The 17,028-nt window shown below is 63.0% G+C and carries 13 protein-coding genes; 6 read left to right on the plus strand and 7 right to left on the minus strand.

The window, feature by feature from the left end; translation table 11 throughout:
* Positions 1–4: 4 nt before the first annotated feature.
* Entirely contained in the window at positions 5–3,073 is a 3,069-nt protein-coding gene (gene fdnG, locus PPN31114_RS08760; RefSeq protein WP_150678994.1) for a formate dehydrogenase-N subunit alpha, read from the minus strand.
* Between the two features lie 261 nt (positions 3,074–3,334).
* Here fdnG and PPN31114_RS08765 point away from each other — a divergent pair, with 261 nt between their 5' ends.
* From PPN31114_RS08765 to PPN31114_RS08780, 4 genes are read left to right on the plus strand one after another with little or no spacing between them, the layout of a single operon-like run.
* Positions 3,335–3,961 (plus strand): paraquat-inducible protein A, encoded by a 627-nt coding sequence (locus PPN31114_RS08765; protein ID WP_246182442.1) that lies wholly within the window; start codon positions 3,335–3,337, stop codon positions 3,959–3,961.
* Entirely contained in the window at positions 3,958–4,602 is a 645-nt protein-coding gene (locus tag PPN31114_RS08770) for a paraquat-inducible protein A (RefSeq protein ID WP_150678995.1), read from the plus strand. The genes PPN31114_RS08765 and PPN31114_RS08770 overlap by 4 nt, the downstream gene beginning before the upstream one ends.
* Complete coding sequence (locus PPN31114_RS08775) at positions 4,595–6,265, plus strand: PqiB family protein (RefSeq protein WP_150678996.1); 1,671 nt, start codon at positions 4,595–4,597, stop codon at positions 6,263–6,265. The genes PPN31114_RS08770 and PPN31114_RS08775 overlap by 8 nt, the downstream gene beginning before the upstream one ends.
* Positions 6,262–6,963 (plus strand): PqiC family protein, encoded by a 702-nt coding sequence (locus PPN31114_RS08780; RefSeq protein ID WP_150678997.1) that lies wholly within the window; start codon positions 6,262–6,264, stop codon positions 6,961–6,963. Before PPN31114_RS08775 ends, PPN31114_RS08780 begins: the two co-directional genes overlap by 4 nt.
* A gap of 10 nt (positions 6,964–6,973) precedes the next feature.
* On the opposite strand, the gene PPN31114_RS08785 is transcribed toward PPN31114_RS08780, so the two are convergent.
* A complete protein-coding gene (locus PPN31114_RS08785) occupies positions 6,974–7,927 on the minus strand; it encodes a M14 family metallopeptidase (protein WP_150678998.1) in 954 nt (317 codons plus the stop codon).
* 206 nt (positions 7,928–8,133) lie between these two features.
* Between PPN31114_RS08785 and PPN31114_RS08790 the strand changes: the two genes are divergently transcribed.
* Complete coding sequence (locus tag PPN31114_RS08790) at positions 8,134–9,381, plus strand: ABC transporter substrate-binding protein (protein WP_150678999.1); 1,248 nt, start codon at positions 8,134–8,136, stop codon at positions 9,379–9,381.
* Between the two features lie 24 nt (positions 9,382–9,405).
* Here PPN31114_RS08790 and mdtD read toward each other — a convergent pair whose 3' ends face one another.
* The 5 genes from mdtD to PPN31114_RS08815 form a co-directional block, all read right to left on the minus strand.
* Positions 9,406–10,818 carry a multidrug transporter subunit MdtD gene (gene mdtD, locus PPN31114_RS08795; protein ID WP_150679000.1) on the minus strand — a complete coding sequence of 471 codons (1,413 nt, stop codon included), beginning with the start codon at positions 10,816–10,818 and terminating at the stop codon, positions 9,406–9,408.
* 126 nt (positions 10,819–10,944) lie between these two features.
* Complete coding sequence (locus tag PPN31114_RS08800; RefSeq protein ID WP_150679001.1) at positions 10,945–11,541, minus strand: FlxA-like family protein; 597 nt, start codon at positions 11,539–11,541, stop codon at positions 10,945–10,947.
* Positions 11,542–11,743: 202 nt separating this feature from the next.
* A complete protein-coding gene (locus PPN31114_RS08805; RefSeq protein WP_150679002.1) occupies positions 11,744–13,606 on the minus strand; it encodes a glycoside hydrolase family 15 protein in 1,863 nt (620 codons plus the stop codon).
* A 496-nt stretch (positions 13,607–14,102) separates the two neighbouring features.
* The gene (locus tag PPN31114_RS08810) at positions 14,103–15,341 is read right to left on the minus strand and encodes a CaiB/BaiF CoA transferase family protein (RefSeq protein ID WP_150679003.1); all 1,239 of its coding nucleotides are present in this window, start codon (positions 15,339–15,341) and stop codon (positions 14,103–14,105) included.
* Between the two features lies 1 nt (position 15,342).
* Entirely contained in the window at positions 15,343–16,122 is a 780-nt protein-coding gene (locus PPN31114_RS08815; RefSeq protein WP_370865845.1) for an enoyl-CoA hydratase-related protein, read from the minus strand.
* Between the two features lie 206 nt (positions 16,123–16,328).
* Between PPN31114_RS08815 and PPN31114_RS08820 the strand changes: the two genes are divergently transcribed.
* Complete coding sequence (locus PPN31114_RS08820; RefSeq protein WP_150679004.1) at positions 16,329–17,003, plus strand: GntR family transcriptional regulator; 675 nt, start codon at positions 16,329–16,331, stop codon at positions 17,001–17,003.
* Positions 17,004–17,028: the final 25 nt, after the last annotated feature.

Consider the following 17,028-nt stretch of genomic DNA (forward strand, 5'->3'; position numbering starts at 1 on the left):
TCCCCTATGCCTTCTCGACCTTCACCAGGAACGACTTCACTTCCGGTGTCTGCGAGTTACCGTCGCCGACGATCGGGGTGAGCGTATTCGCAAGGAAGCCCGGTTTGGCAACCCCCTTGAAGCCCCAGTGAATCGGAATGCCCACGTGATGAACGGTCTTGCCGTCGATCTGGAGCGCCCTCAACCGCTTGGTCACAACCGCCTTCGCCTTGATGTAGCCCCGGTTGGACGACACCTTGACCGTGTCGCCCGACACCACTCCGACCTCCTTCGCGAGCCCTTCGCCAATTTCGACGAATTGCTCAGGCTGGATGATCGAGTTGAGCAACGCGTGCTTGGTCCAGTAGTGGAAGTGCTCGGTCAGACGATACGTCGTCGCCACATACGGGAATTTGTCGGCGGTGCCCATCGTCGCCAGATCGTCCGGGAACACGCGGGCGCCCGGGTTGCTGGTGGCCTTGGGCTGCTTCGGGTGCAGCGGGTTGTAGCCCAGCGGCGTCTCGAACGGCTCATAGTGCTCAGGGAACGGCCCTTCGGCCATGCCACCCTTCGCGAAGAAGCGCGCCACGCCTTCGGGGTTCATGATGAACGGGCCCATGCCGCCAGCCGGATCTTCATCGACCTTGAAGTCGGGCACGTCGGCCCCCACCCACGCCTTACCGTTCCACGACACCAGCTTGTGCTTCGGGTTGAACGGCTTGCCGGCCACGTCGGCCGAGGCGCGGTTGTACAGAATGCGCCGGTTGGCAGGCCAGGCCCACGCCCAGTTCAGCGTCTGGCCGATGCCGGTCGGATCGCTGTTGTCGCGCCGCGCCATCTGGTTACCGGCCTGCGTCCACGAACCCGCAAAGATCCAGCAGCCCGACGACGTGCTGCCGTCGTCCTTCAACTCGGCAAAACCCGCCAGTTGTTCGCCAGCCTTGCGCGTGACCTTCGTCGGGTCTTTCGGATCGACGATGTCCTTGAGCGCGCGGCCGTTGTACTCCTTGGCGATTTCTTCCGGTGACGGACTCTCGGGCTGTGCATACGGCCATGCGAGATTCACGATCGGGTCGGGATACTTGCCCCCTTGCGTCTTGTACAGATTGCGCAGACGCAGGAACAGCCCCGACATGATCTCGATGTCGCTACGCGCTTCGCCCGGCGGCTCGGCACCCTTCCAGTGCCACTGCAACCAGCGACCGGAGTTCACCAGCGCGCCATCTTCCTCGGCGAAGCAAGTCGTCGGCAGGCGGAAGACCTCGGTCTGGATCTTGCTCGAATCGACGTTGTTGTGCTCGCCGAAGTTCTTCCAGAACTCGGACGTCTCGGTCGCGAGCGGGTCCATGACGACGAGGAACTTGAGCTGCGCGAGCGCCGAATCCCACTTGACCTTCGCCGGTGCCGCCGCAATCGGGTTGAAGCCCTGCGCGAGGTAGCCGGTGATCTTGCCCTTGTTCATCAACTCGAGCACTTGCAGCAGGTCGTACGGCTTGTCGAGCTTGGGCAGATAGTCGTAAGCCCAGTTGTTCTCGGCAGTCGCCGCGTCGCCCCACCACGCCTTCATCAAGCTGACGTGGAACTTCGGATAGTTCTGCCAGTAGCTCAACTGGTTCGGACGCAGCGGCTTTTGCGTGCGCGCCGTCAGGTACTGCTCGATGGACTGCTCGGCTTGCTTGGGCAACGACATATAGCCCGGCAGCAAGTCGGTCATCAGCCCCAGATCGGTCAGCCCCTGAATGTTGGAGTGACCGCGCAGCGCGTTCATGCCGCCACCCACCGCACCGATATTGCCCAGCAACAGCTGCACCATGGCGCCGGTGCGAATGATCTGCGAGCCGATGGAGTGTTGCGTCCATCCCAGCGCGTACAGAATCGTCATCGTGCGCGTGGGCGTCGAACACTCGGCAATCTGCTTGAAGATGTACTCGACCTTGTCGGCCGGCGTGCCGCACACCCGCTCGACCATATCGATCGTGTAACGCGAGTAGTGCTGCTTCATCAGTTGGAAAACCGTGCGCGGGTGTTGCAGCGTCGGGTCGGTGAGCACATAGCCGTCCGCGCCCTTCTGGTAGTCCCAGGAGCTACGGTCGTAAGTACGCTTCTCGGCGTTGTAGCCCGAGTAGATGCCGTCTTCGAACGTGAACTCGTCTTTCACCAAGAAGGTGAAGTCGGTGTAGTTCTTGACGTATTCGTGTTGAATCTTGTCGTTCGTGAGCAGGTAGTTGATCAACCCGCCGAGGAAGACGATGTCCGTGCCGGTACGAATCGGGGCGTAGTAATCCGCGACCGATGCCGAACGGTTAAAGCGCGGGTCAACGACGATCAGGCGCGCTTTGTTGTGCGCCTTCGCCTCGGTCACCCATTTGAAACCGCACGGGTGTGCCTCGGCTGCGTTGCCGCCCATGATGAGTACCAGATCCGCGTTCTTGATGTCGACCCAATGGTTCGTCATCGCTCCACGGCCAAACGTCGGGGCAAGACCTGCCACCGTCGGGCCATGTCAGACACGTGCCTGATTATCGAATCCCAGCATCCCGGTACTGCGGATGACTTTGTGTGTGAGGTATCCGACTTCGTTGCTCGACGCCGACGCGGCCAGCATGCCGGTGGTCGTCCAGCGGTTGACCGTCATGCCGTCGTCGGTTTTCTCGACGAAGTTGGCATCGCGGTCGGCCTTCATCAGCTTGGCGATGCGATCGAGCGCGTCGTCCCAAGAGATGCGCTCCCACTTATCCGAACCCGGCTTGCGGTACTCGGGATACTTGAGGCGATTGGGGCTGTGGATGAAGTCGATCAGGCTGGCCCCCTTCGGGCACAGCGTGCCGCGATTGACCGGGTGGTCGGGGTCGCCTTCGATGTGGAAAACGCTCTTCTTCGCGTTCTTGGCACCGTCGCCGTAGCTGTACATGAGAATGCCGCAAGCGACAGAACAGTACGGACAGGTGTTTCGGGTCTCGGTCGCTCGCGCGAGCTTGAACTGGCGAACTTCCGCCAGCGCAGCGTCGGGTGCGAACCCGAGCATTGCCAGACTGGACCCTGCCAGCGTTGCGCCACTCACTTTGAGGAACTGGCGCCTGGACATATTAAGCATGGGGGAATTCTCCTCAAATCTTTGGAATCTTTGCGGGAGTTTGTTGAGTATAGAGCAAAGTCTTGAACGTTTTCCGTGACTTAGCACAAACCATGCCGAAACTGTCGTTGCACCGCACAACATGGGAACTTCCCCAGCAATTTGGTATTCTGAGCGTCACTTTGGTCACCGTCCCCCCGAAAGGTAATGGATACATTGCCCCCAGATGATGATGTGACGGACCTGATCGCGTGTCCCAACTGCGACACTCTGCACCGTCGCATGGATCTGCCGCCGCACGAGACCGCCCGCTGCGTGCGCTGTCACTCGGTGCTCTACCGCTCTCCCGACCTGCGCCTGTCGCGCGTACTCGCGCTTACGGTGACGTGCCTGATCGTCTTCGCCATCGCCAATGCGTTCCCGATCGTCGAAATCGAGGTGCAAGGCATCTACACCCAGACCACGCTCATCGGGGCGGCGTGGGCGCTCTATCGCGAAGGCATGTGGCTCGTCGCCCTGCTCGTCTTCGCCACGACGGTCCTGTTTCCCCTGTCGCAACTGCTCGCGCTCGTGCATCTGATCTGGCCGCTCTCGATCGGCCGTCGGCCTTATGCGGTGTTCACGGTCATGCGCGCCATCGAGTTCTGCCGCCCGTGGGGCATGATCGAAGTCTTCATGCTGGGCGTGCTGGTCTCGCTGGTGAAACTCTCGGCCATGGCAAGCGTGTTGCCGGGCATCGCCCTCTGGGCCTTCTGCGCGCTCACGGTGTTTCTCGCGATGGTGCTCTCTTACGATCTGCGCAATCTCTGGCAGTTGATCGACCACACGCCCGATCCGGCGGTCGAGGCTGGCCGTGCTGCACGCGCTGCACGTGCCGAAGGCGCTAAACACGAGACGGCGGCCCGATGAGATACCTCACCGCGAAAGCCGCTGGGCTGGTGGCCTGCCATGTGTGCGGTCGGCTCTCACGCGAAGTGAAAACGGTGGAAAAGGAACGCTGCCCGCGCTGCGGCGCAGTGCTGCATCAGCGCAAGGTCGACAGTCTCGTGCGGACTTGGGCCTTGCTGATCGCGGCGGCCATCCTGTACATTCCGGCCAACCTGCTGCCCATGATGCAGACGCGCTCGCTGCTCGGTAACTCCAGCGACACCATCATGAGCGGCGTGATCTATTTCTGGACAAGCGGCGAATACGATCTCGCCATCGTCGTGTTCACGGCCAGCATTCTGGTCCCCATGCTCAAGCTCATTGCGCTGTCGCTGCTGTGTTTCACCGCGCAGCGTGGCGCCCGTTGGAAACCGCATCAGCGCACGAAGCTGTATCACATGGTCGAGTTCATCGGCCGCTGGTCGATGCTCGACGTTTTCGTCGTGGCGCTGATGGTCGCGCTCGTGAATATTCAATCGCTGGCCGTGATTCAGGCCGGCCCCGGCATTGTGGCTTTCGGCTCCGTGGTGGTGCTGACCATGCTGGCCTCCATGCAGTTCGACCCGCGCCTGATCTGGGACCAGATCCGCGACGACGACACCGAACAGGATGACCATGACTGACCCGAAAGACGAGAAGAACGACAAGGACGCGAAGCCAACGCCCGCCGGTGCGGACGACCTGCCCACGCCTGCCATCGAGCGGCGCAAGCGCTGGGCGCCGTCGCTCGTCTGGCTGATTCCGCTCGTCGCCGCCGTCATCGGGCTCTCGCTCGTGGCCAAAGTGCTCATCGAGCGCGGCCCGACGGTGACCATCGACTTCAAGACCGCCGAAGGTCTCGAAGCGGGCAAGACGAAGGTCAAGTACAAGGAAGTCGACATCGGCACGGTCAAGAACATCGAGCTGTCCGACGACCTCTCGCACGTGCGCGTGACCGTCGATCTCACGAAGAACGCCAAGCGCTTCGCCGTGAAAGATTCGCGCTGGTGGGTCGTGCGCCCACGCGTGGCGGGCGGCAGTGTCTCCGGTTTGTCGACGCTGCTCTCGGGGGCGTACATCGGCGCTGACGCGGGCAAGGCCAAGGACTCCGCCGATCACTTCGTCGGTCTGGAAGTGCCGCCTGTGGTGTCGAGCGGCCAGCCCGGCAAGCCGTTCATCCTGCACGCGGCCGATATCGGTTCGCTCGACATCGGCTCGCCGATCTACTTCCGCCGTATTCAGGTCGGGCAGGTCGAAGCCTATTCGCTCGACCCGGACGGCAAGGGCGTGACGCTGCGCGTCTTCGTGCAAGCGCCTTACGATCAATACGTGGGGACCAACACGCGCTTCTGGCACGCGAGCGGCATCGATCTGCGACTGGATTCGAGTGGCTTCCAAGTGAACACGCAGTCGCTCGCGTCGGTCGTGATCGGCGGCATTGCCTTCCAAGCACCGGCGGATGCCGGGGCGGGCGTGATGGCTAAGCCGGGGCAGGAATTCCGCCTTGCCCCCGACGAATCGACCGCCATGAAGGCACCCGACACGCACCCCGTGCGCGTGGTGTTCCGCTTCCAGCAGTCGCTACGCGGTCTGGCCGTTGGCGCGCCGATCGACTTCCGGGGCATTACGCTCGGCGAAGTCACGTCCATCGGCGTGGAGTTCGATCAGGCCACCAAGCGCATCGCGATGCCGGTCACGGTGGAGTTGTATCCGGACCGTCTGCGCCGGCGCGACCCGAAGAACAATCTGCCGCGCAACGAACTGGCGAGCCATCAGATTCTCAACGCGCTGGTTGCACGCGGCCTGCGCGGCCAGTTGCGCACGGGCAATCTGCTGACCGGCCAGTTGTACGTGGCGCTCGACTTCTTCCCGAACGTCACGCCCGCGAAGGCCGAAGAAGTGGACGGCGTACTCGTGCTGCCGACCGTGCCGAACACGCTCGACCAGTTGCAGCTTCAAATTGCCGACATCGCTGGCAAGCTCGACAAGATTCCGTTCGACACCATCGGACAGAATCTCAACTCGTCGCTGGCCAAGCTCGACAAGACGCTCGACAGCGTGCAAGGGCTGTTTAGGCAACTCGATACCGAAATTGCGCCGGAAGCCAAGGCCACGCTGGGCGAAGCGAAGAAGAGCTTCGGGGCGGCCGAGCGCACGCTGTCCGAAGACGCGCCGTTGCAGCAAGACGTGCGACAGGCCATGCAAGAACTGACCAAGACGCTGCGCTCACTCAACACGCTTGCCGATTATCTGCAACAGCACCCTGAAGCGCTGGTGCGCGGCAAACCCAAGGATCCGCAACCATGACGAGACCGACCGATATGTTCCGTAGCGCCCACCGCCTATTGGATCGCCGCGCGGCGGTGCGCGCCGCCGCGCTGGCCTCGGCCAGTCTCGTGTTGGGGTTGGCGGGTTGCGCGTCACCGCCGTCGAGCTTCTACACGCTTACCGATGCCGGGGCGGGGTCGCCGGGCAATTCGACCGCTGGTTCGACGAACGCCAGCACCGTCGGCACGAACGCCCCGGCCACGCTTTACGCCATCGAGGTCTCCCCCGTGGCCGTGCCCGAACAGGTCGATCGCCCGCAGATCGTGGTGACCAAGGGCGGTGGACAAGTCGATATTTTGGAAGCGTCGCGCTGGGCAGCGCCGCTCAAGAACGAGCTGACGTCGACGATCTCGCGCGGACTCACGCAGCGTTTGGGCGCGATGGATGTCTACGGATTGCCGCGCGCCGACGGCGTGACGGTGTATCGCCTATCCACCGCCGTGCAGCGTTTCGAGACGGCACCGGGGCAACAGGCCGCACTCACGGCCGTCTGGACCGTGCGCCGCGTGCCGGGCGATGTGGTGTTGACGTGCCGCTTCAGCGGCACGGAACCCGCGTCGGGCGGCATTCCCGAAGTCGTCGCCGCCCAACGCAAACTGGTAGACCGGATGACCGACGGTATCGGCCGCGCCATCGCCAGTAGCGCGCAAGGGGCGACGCCCCGCTGCGACGCTTAATTCAACGCGATCAGGCGCGCTCGCGCGCCAGATACATCGCTTCTCGCCCGACGATGGGCTCACGCGTCGGCATAATGACGGTGCAGCCATCGAAGGGCGCGACGATCTGCTTGTCGCCATCGGTGGCGACCAACTCGTCTTTGCTGAACACTTCGAAGCCGACGACCGGACGCGAGAAGCGAAACTCCGGCGTCTGAACGACGTGCGTCTCGACTAGCTCGAAACGGCGTCGTGCGCTCGGTTGCGCCTCGACACCTGCCAACCTCTCCGCTTCCTCCGCATCGATCAGCTCGAAGTGCGCGAGGAATCGCGTGGCCGCAGCAATGGCCACCTTAGCGCTCGACGGTTTGAAGTGCTGACCGCATTCGATCACTACGGCTGCCCCTGTCGTCGTAGCAGCATCGCCGAATCGACGGAATTGAATGAGCGGCGTGCCCGACCCAAGCCCCTTCGGCATGATCAGGTGCAAGCCGCAAACGTCGATCGCCTCGGCAAGCGCGGTGTTGCGCTGCGCGTCGGGATACACCCAAAACGGCGGCACATCGAGCGACGTTGAGTGAATGTCCAGGATGTGATCGGCCGCGTCCATAAAGGGGGCCAGTTCGCGCAGGCGCCGAACCTCCGGGCTATCCGACTCGCCCTGCAAATACTCGTCGGACCAGATCCGGTTCAGGTTGTGCACCAGTTGTCGGCTGGCAAACGGCGTCGATTCGTCGAAACTCTCGTACGCCGCGACGTTGGCAAACGTCAGCGTGAGCTTGCCGCGCGCCGGACGCACCCCGCTATCGAGCAAATGGGTGACGGCGTGCATGCCGCAAAACTCGTTGCCGTGAATGAGTGAACTGATCAGCAGATGCGGCCCGGGCAGTCCCGAGTCGAAATGGTGAACGTAATCGGTCCCCGTGTTCCCCGCCTTGTAGGCAGAGATATCGCGATACATTGCCTTGCTGTTTTGTGTGTCCATGATGACCGGAATGCCCAACGAATCGACGGCATTATAGGGCTCGCGATGTCCTCACGGGGTGCGCGCCAGCCCGCCGAATCTTCTACGCAACGCTTAGAAAATTTACGGATTGCGCAATCGATTACGAGATGTTTAAGATATTCGAGACCTTGCCTGCGCCACCGCGGTGCAACAGGTCGACATAACTCGAATATCGGAGACAAGCCATGCCCACCCTTATCCGGCGCGCGATTGCGTGCGCCGCCTCTGCGCTCGCCTTGGGCGCCCTCGCCACCAGCTTCGCCCCGGCCGCTCAAGCGGCAGCCATTTCGGATGGCGTCGTCAAGATCGGCGTGCTCACCGACCTGTCGGGCGTGTCGAGCGACAACGCCGGCAAGGGGAGCGTGCTCGCCGCCACCATGGCGATCGACGACTTCGCCAAAGACCACAAGGTGCTGGGCGCGCCCATCGAACTCGTCTCGGCCGACTCGCAAGGCAAGACCGACACGGGGGCGACCATCGCGCGTGAGTGGTACGACCGCGACAAGGTCGACATGATCACCGACCTCACCTTCTCGAACGTCGCCCTCGCCGTCGACCGCATTGCCGACGAGAAGAAAAAGATCGCCCTCGTCACCGGTGCCGGTTCGTCGGCCATCAGCAATGAACAGTGCACGGCACACAGCGTGCAGTGGATGTACGACACGTACGCGCTCGCCAACTCCACTTCGCAGGCATTGCTGCGCCGCGGCCTGAAGTCGTGGTACTTCATCACCGCCGACTACGCGTTCGGTCAGGCGCTGGAGAAAGACGCCAGCGAGATTCTGACGCGTCAGGGTGGCAAGGTCGTCGGCTCGGTCAAACACCCGGTCAATTCGCCCGACTTGTCGTCGTATTTGCTGCGCGCGCAAACCTCGGGCGCACAAGTCATTGCGCTGGCGAACTCCGGTACCGACACGCTCAATACGGTCAAGCAAGCGTCGCAGTTCAACATGATTCAGGGCAGCAAGCAGGTCTTCACGCCGCTGCTCTCGCTCATTACCGAAGTGCACGGCATGGGCCTGAAAAACGCCCAGGGCATGATTCTCACCAACGGCTTCTACTGGGATCAGGACGACCGCTCGCGCGGCTTTGCACAGCGCTTCTATGCGCAGCACAAGAAGATGCCGACGATGATGCAGGCAGCGGTCTATTCGGCCGTGCTCAATTATCTGAAGGCCGTGCAGGCCGCAGGCACCGACGACGCCGATGCCGTGATGGCGAAGCTCAAGACGATGAAGATCGACGACCCGGTGATTCGCAACGGACAGATTCGTGCGGACGGCAAACTCGTGCACGACATGCTGCTCGTGCAGGTCAAGACGCCCGCAGAGTCGAAGTCGGAATGGGATCTGTACAAGATTCTCGAGACGATTCCGGCCGATAAGGCGTTCGCGCCGCTGGCCGAATCGAAGTGTGCGCTGGTGAAGAAGTAATCGGCAACGCTGGCGCGACGGCGGTTATTGCCCCGTCGCGCTGGCCACCACCGGACGCTGCGATTCCACGCGCCGGAACACCAGCGCCGACGCCAGCGTGATGAGCCCCACGCAGACGAAGGTCATCCGGAAGCCCGCGACCGTGCCGCCAACGCCCAGCTCGCCCGCTTCACCGGCCAGATGACCGAAGAGCGCCAGCAACTGACCGCCGATCGTCACGCCAAGCCCAAGCGCCAGCATCTGCGCCATCGAGAACAAGCCGTTGCCCGCACTGGCACGGCGCGTGCCGAGGTCTTTGAGCGTGACGCTGTTCATCGCCGCGAACTGCATCGACCCTGCGCCGCCGAACACGGCCAGTTGGATGATGCCCAGCCACATCGGCCAGCCCGGCCCGAATAGCGCGAAGCTCGCAATCGAGCCGCCGACCACGGCCGTGTTGACCATCAGGAAGCGCGTGTAGCCGTACCGCTTCACGAGCGGCGTGACCATGCGCTTGACCACGATGCCCGCGAGCGCCATCGGCAGCATGGTCAGCCCGGAAATCAGCGGGCTGTACCCCATCCCCACCTGCAACAACAGCGGCATGAGAAACGGCACGGCACTGCTGCCGATACGCGCCACCAGATTGCCCAGTAGCCCCAGACTAAAGCTGCGCGTCTCGAAGAGTTCTAACGGAAAGAGCGGCGCTTCGCGACGGCGCGCGTAAGGCCAGTAACCCACCGTCGTCGCCACGCACAGCAGCGCCAACGCCACCGACGGCGCCCACCCCGCTTGCGGGAACGGATGATCGAGCGCCAACGTGAACGACACCATCGCCACCGACAGCATGGCAAAACCGATCCAGTCGAAGCCGGTCTGGATGACCTCTTCCTTGGCGGGCCGCGGCAGATAACGCCGCACGGCCAAACTGCCGAGCACGCCGATGGGCACGTTGATCAGGAAGATCCAATGCCACGACGACACTTCCACCAGCCAGCCGCCCAGCACCGGCCCCATCATCGGGCCGACTTGCCCGGCAATCGAGACGAAGGCCAGCGCGGCCAGATATTGCTCGGCGGGAAACGTACGAAGCACGGCCAGACGCCCGATCGGCAACAGCATCGAGCCACCCGCGCCTTGCAACACGCGCGCGACCACCAGTTGCGGCAGCGTGTGTGCCATCGCGCAGCAAATCGAGCCCAAGACAAAAAGAAGAATCGCCACAAAGTACACGCGGCGTGTGCCGAAGCGGTCGGCCAGCCAGCCCGACGCGGGGGTGAGCATGGCCATCGTGAGCGAATAGGCGACGACCACGGGCTGCATGCGCAGCGGGTTCTCGCCAAGGCTCGCGGCCATGGCGGGCAGCGCGGTGTTGACGATGGTGCCGTCGAGCGCCTGCATGAAAAAGCCCGCCGCAACGATCCACAACAGGGCGGTGAGTGACTTGTCTTGCTTCATGCTGCGCGTGGGGAGGAGTGATGCGGCACCCGCCATCGGGGTGCCGCATCAAGAATTAAGCGAAAGCCGAATTCTATCGCGCCAAATCTCCCCGCGCACAGAGGAGGTGACGCGATGCACAACCGCTCACGCGGTCGTATTCACCCGCGTGCCGGTGGTTTTGGTCGGATCCATCAGTGTCTGGATCTGTGCGCGGATCGTCATCGCTTGTGCCGAAAGCGTCTGCACTTCCGCCATCTTCTCTTCCGGCGGAATCGAATCGTTGTTGCGCACGGCTTCGAGCTGCGCCATCACCTTGGCGAGCATGTCTTTGAGCTTCTGAATGGTCTGCTCGACGATGCCGTTGGCCTGCGGGCCGCTACCGCCCGCGCTGCTCGCCGCATCGGCACCGCCACCACCAGCCGCACCACCCAGCGCCTTCGCGGCATCGCTCGCTTCGCGCACGGACTTCACCATATCGGCGTCGATCTTGCGCGAACTGGTGCCGTTGTTGTTGGCATCCGGTGTCGCGGCAGTCGTCGACGGGGTGGCCGTCTTGTTGCCGTCAGCCGTGTTTGCCGTCGTCTTGTCGGACGTCGTGGCAGTCTTCTGCCCCGCGCTACCCGCGCCCGCGGCGCCCGCACCGGCTGCCTTCGCCTTGTCGGCCTGCTGTTGCTGAATGTGCGCCTGCCACACGTCGAGCAGGCTGGAAGTCGAACTGTTCTTGACCGCGATGATGGTCATGGAGGGGGGGTGCTCCGCGAGAGTAGGGTTTGTAAGGTTTCGAAAGTTATTACGGCATCCTTCACGAATACCTTTAGCGATTCGTTATTCCCCTGCAAGATTTGCTAGCTCGCCCCGCGTCTGGCCATGCATTCCCCATACATGATTCGGGCCCGTGTGAACACGGGCCCGTCGGGGTTATCAGGCGATAGAGGGAAGAGAATCAGGCGCGAACCGCTCGATACCCTACATGCTCGTAGTGCGCTTCGTCGGCAGCGTCGGCGTCGTCATCCGTGCGGTCGTCGTCGGCGAGCGCTTCGAGACGAATCGCGGCGTGCACCAGCGCGATATGCGAGAACGCCTGCGGGAAATTGCCGACCTGACGCTTGTGATGCGTGTCGTACTCCTCAGCAAGCAGCCCCACGTCGTTGCGCAAGGACAGCAGCCGCTCGAACAACTTACGCGCATCGCGCTGGCGGCCGAGCATGACCAGACAATCGACCATCCAGAAGCTGCAAGCCAGGAACGCGCCCTCGCCCGCCGGTAGCCCATCGTCGACACGGCTGGTGCGATAGCGCTGCACCAGACCGTCGCGCATCAGTTCACGTTCGACCGCTTCGACCGTGCCGATGACGCGCGGATCGTCCGGTGGCAAAAAGCCCACCAGCGGAATCATCAAGGCGCTGGCGTCCATTTCGTCCGACCCGTAGGCCTGCATGAACGCATTGCGCGACTTGTCGAAGCCATGCTTGCAAACGTCGTCATGAATCTCCCGGCACAACTTACGCCAGTGATCGACCGGCCCCGGCAGATGGAATCGCTCGGCCGACTTGATGGCTCGATCGAACGCGACCCATGCCATCACCTTGGAATAGGTGAAATGCTGACGCCCGCCACGCACTTCCCAAATGCCCTCGTCCGGCTGACGCCAAACCGTTTCGAGATGCGCGACGAGTTTGGTCTGCACTTCCCATGTCGCGTCATCCAGTTGCAGGCCGCCGAGCCGCGCCTGATGCAGCGCGTCCATCACCTCACCGTACACGTCGAGTTGAAGCTGGCCGACCGCGCCATTGCCCACGCGCACGGGCTTCGCCCCTTCGTAGCCGGGCAGCCAGTCGACTTCCCACTCGGGCAAACGCCGCTCGCCCGATAGCCCGTACATGATTTGCACCTGAGACGGGGCGCCCGCCACCGCACGCACCAGCCAGTCGCTCCAGTCGTTCGCCTCGGTGTAATAGCCGCCCAGCATGAGCGCCTGCAACGTGAGCGTGGCGTCCCTGAGCCAGCAATAGCGATAGTCCCAGTTGCGCTCGCCGCCCAGTTGTTCGGGCAGCGACGTCGTGGGCGCCGCCACCACGCCGCCCGTTGGGACAAACGTCAGCGCCTTGAGCGTGATGAGCGAGCGACGAATCGCATCGGTCCAGCGGCCATCGAGTTGGCAGCGTCCAGCCCATGTGCGCCAGTAACGCTCGGTGTCGGTGAGTGCGGCAAGCGGATCGATTTCGCGTGGGTCGGCGTGATGCGACGCCACGCGCGAAAGCACAAACGGCACCGTCTCCCCGGCCTTCACCTGAAAGCTCGCACGCAAACTGCCCGGCACATCCTGAATGGGCACCGGTGTGCGCAATACAACCTTGTCGGGCCCTGCGATCAGGCGCATGCCCGGGCCGGTGGCGTCGTCGTCATCGAGCGGGCGCGCCCATGGCACCGACGCCCCATAGTCGAAGCGCAGAATCAGTTCCATCGACATCGTGATCGTGCCGTGGATGCCCTTGACCAGGCGCACCAGATCGGCCGCGCCATCGCGCAATGGCATGAAGTCGATGATCGACACGCAGCCTTCGCACGTTTCGTAACGTGTCTCAAGAATCAGGGTGTCGTCGTGGTAACGGCGTGTGACGGTGGCCTTGGGATCGTCGGGGGCGAGTTTCCAGTGACCGTGCTCGGGGCCGCCGAGCAGCGCCGCAAAACAGGCGGGGGAATCGAAATATGGCCAGCAGAGCCAGTCGATCGAACCGTCGCGCGCCACCAGCGCAGCGCTTCGGCAGTCGCCAATCATGGCGTAGTCTTCGATGCGTGCCGGCATGCTCACCTCGCGAACGTCGATGCGTGAAGCCCAATGGTACGCGCGTCATTCTCGCGCGACCACCCTCCCGTCGTATGACATTGAAGCTGCGAGCCGGGTCGTATCGGCGTCCGGTAGCCCCGGTCATGATGCCGGGGGTGTGTCCTGCATAAAGTCTCGGAGTCGTGCTTGCGTTCGGTCATCCCTTCCCTCCTTACGGCGTTGCCGTGTGGTCAGGTTCGTCGGTGGCCCGTGTTGCGGCAGTGCAGGCCCGCTGTTTAGGCCCGCTGTTTAGGCCCGCTGTTTAGGCCCGCTGTTTAGGCCCGCTGTTTAGGCCCGCTGTTTAGGCCCGTTAAGGACCGACCGGCCCTTCCGAGGGAAGTTCGGACTGATTTCCGATCCGGGGCAAATTCGTGCGGCGATTCCACTTCATGAAAAAAGCGCCGGGCACCTGAGCGGTGCACGGCGCTTTGGCGGATGTCGCGGCTCATGTCGCGGCAGCCCCCTTCCCATCGCGTCAGGCTGCGCTAGCACGCTCCGTCGTCAGCGCATGAATCGCGCCTTGTGCCAGCAAATCGCGAATCTGCGCGTCGTCGTACCCATATTCCGACAGCACGTCGAGCGTGTGTTCGCCAAGCCTCGGGGCGGGGCCGCCGGTTTGCTTCGGCGTCTCCGAGAACCGAATCGGCAATCCGATGCTGCGCGTAGGGCCGTCAAGCGGGTGCACCGTTTCCACGACCATCTCACGTGCCACGATTTGCGGATGCACGGCGGCTTCCGAGATCGGCAGCACCGGGCCGACGGGCAGCCCCACGGCGTCGAGCCGCTCGACCCACGCCTGCGTCGTGTCGCGCAGCAAATAGCCGGTGATCAGCTCCACGAGTTCTGCACGGTGCGCCGTGCGCCCGGCGTTTGTCGCGAAGCGCGGATCGCCCGCAATTTCCGGCGCATCGAGCACTTGCAGCAAGCGCTCGTAATTGGCCTGATTCGCCGCGCCGATATTGATCCAGCCGTCTTGCGTGCGAAACGCCTGATACGGCGTACTCGTCGGATTGGCCGAGCCTAGCTTCGGCGGATTCTCGCCACTCGCGAAGAAGTTGGCCGCTGCCCAATACATCTGCTGAAACCCCGCTTCGAGCAGCGACGTATCGACAATCTGCCCCTGCCCCGTGCGCAGACGGTGCGCGTAAGCCGCCGAAATGCCCAGCGCCGCCAGAATGCCCGCGTTGATGTCGGCAATGGGCGAACCCGCCTTAATGGGTGCCTGCCCCGGCTCACCGGTCACGCTCATGAGACCCGACAGCCCCTGCGCGATCAGGTCGAAGCCGCCCTTATCGGCATACGGCCCCGTGCGGCCGTACCCGGAGATTGCGCAATAAATCAGTGCCGGGTTCGCCTCGCGCAGCGTCTCGTAGCCGAGTCCGAGCTTTTCCATCGTGCCTTTGCGATAGTTCTCGGTCACCACATCGGCGCTGGCTAGCATCTTGCGCAGCACAGCTTTGCCGCCTTCTGTCTTGAGATTGAGCGCAATACCGCGCTTGTGCCGATTGAGCATCATGAACGACGCCGATTCGCCATGCGGGAGGATCGGCGCGAAACGGCGCGCGTCGTCGCCTTCCATCTTCTCGACTTTGATGACATCGGCGCCCATGTCGGCCAGCATCATGCCGCACACCGGGCCCGACATGATGTGCGACAACTCGATCACTTTGACGCCTTGCAGCGGACCGCCTTGCTTTTGAACGGTATCGGTCATCTCAGCGCCCCTCGAACACAGGGGCCGTCTTCGCGAGAAACGCGCGATAGCCCGCCTGAAAATCGGCTGTGCCGAAGCACGCAAACCCCTCGTCGAGTTGCGCAGGCGTGAGCGGCTGCCCGCTGACCAACTCCCGCACGAACCGCTTGTGCCAACGCGCCACCAACGGCGCACCGGCCGCAATACGCGCAGCGCTCGCCAGCGCTTCCTCGGCAACGTTCGCATCGGGCACAACACGCGTGACGAGCCCAATGCGATGGGCTTCCTGTGCATCGAAGATCCGGCCTTCGAGCAAGATTTCGAGCGCACGCGTGGGCCCCACCAACCGCACCAGCCCCGACAACTCCGCATGCGCCATCACGAGGCCCAGCTTGTTAATCGGCGCACCGAAGCGGCTCGATTCGCCGCAAATACGCACATCGCACGACGCGGCAATCTCCATACCGCCGCCCACGCAAATGCCATGAATCATCGCGACGAGCGGCACCGGGCAGTTGGCCAGCGCGTCGAGTGTGCGATGCATGAGCGCGCCATACGCGCGTGCCTGCTCGACGTTGGCACGATCGGTTTCGAACTCAGCAATGTCGTTGCCCGGGGCAAACGACTTTTCGCCTGCACCGCGCAGCACGATGCAACGCACGTCCGGGGTCTCGGACAGCGCGAGAATCGTGTCACCCAGCGCCTGCCACATCGGCTTGGTCAGCGCATTGAGTTTCTCGGGACGATTGAGCGTCACCAGCGCCACTGCGCCACGTTGCTCGGTCAGAACGGTCGATGTCACATTGCCTCCTTCGTTCGTCGGCTGGCACCCCATGCGCCGAGCCATTTTTGGTATACCAATTTTCGTTAACGATAGAAGTGATGCGGCAAAATTGGCAAGTGATAACCGTAAAAATCAGGGTTAACGTGGGATATTCGGCGGATGGCGATTGACGAAAGGTATCGTCAACATCAAAATTGGCATTCCATTTTTAGAACACCCGGCTCATGGACACCTCCGCTTCGCTCAACGCCACCGCTTACGAAGCGCTCAAAGCGCGCATCGTTCGCGGCGACCTGCGCCCGGGCACCCCGCTCGTCGAGCGCACGCTGTGCGACGCCTTGGCGGTATCGCGCACGCCGCTGCGCGAAGCGCTCAAGCGGCTGGCGAACGAAGGGTTAGTGGAAATTTCTGAGACGCGCCGTGCCCGTGTGGCGCGCGTGAGCGTGGACGAGGTGGTGAACCTGCTCGCCGTGATGGCAGTGCTCGAAGGGTTGTCAGGCGAACAAGCCTGCGAGAAAGCGACCGACGCCGATTTCGACGAACTTGCCCGCCTGCAAGCGGAGATGGAAGCGGCTTACGCACGTACCGATCACGCCGCGTACTTCTCGCTCAACCAGCAAATTCACCTGAGCATCTTGCGCATTGCCGATAACGGGCCGCTTGCCGAGTATTTCCATAATCTGAACGCGCGGCTGCGATATGTCCGCGAGCGGTTGACGCCGACGCCGGAGCGCTGGCGACAGGCCGTAGACGAGCATGCGGAAATGCTCGCTCTCATGCGTCGCCGCGACAGCAAGCGATTGCGCACGCTCATGGAGACGCACCTGCGCAGCAAGACGGACGCCTACGTCGCGGCGATGCTCAATGAAGGATTGGTGAGTACGACGCGCGCCGCCTAGGTGGCCGCGGCAGCTAATCCTGAAG

This window comes from Pandoraea pneumonica, from assembly GCF_902459645.1.
GTDB lineage: Bacteria > Pseudomonadota > Gammaproteobacteria > Burkholderiales > Burkholderiaceae > Pandoraea > Pandoraea pneumonica.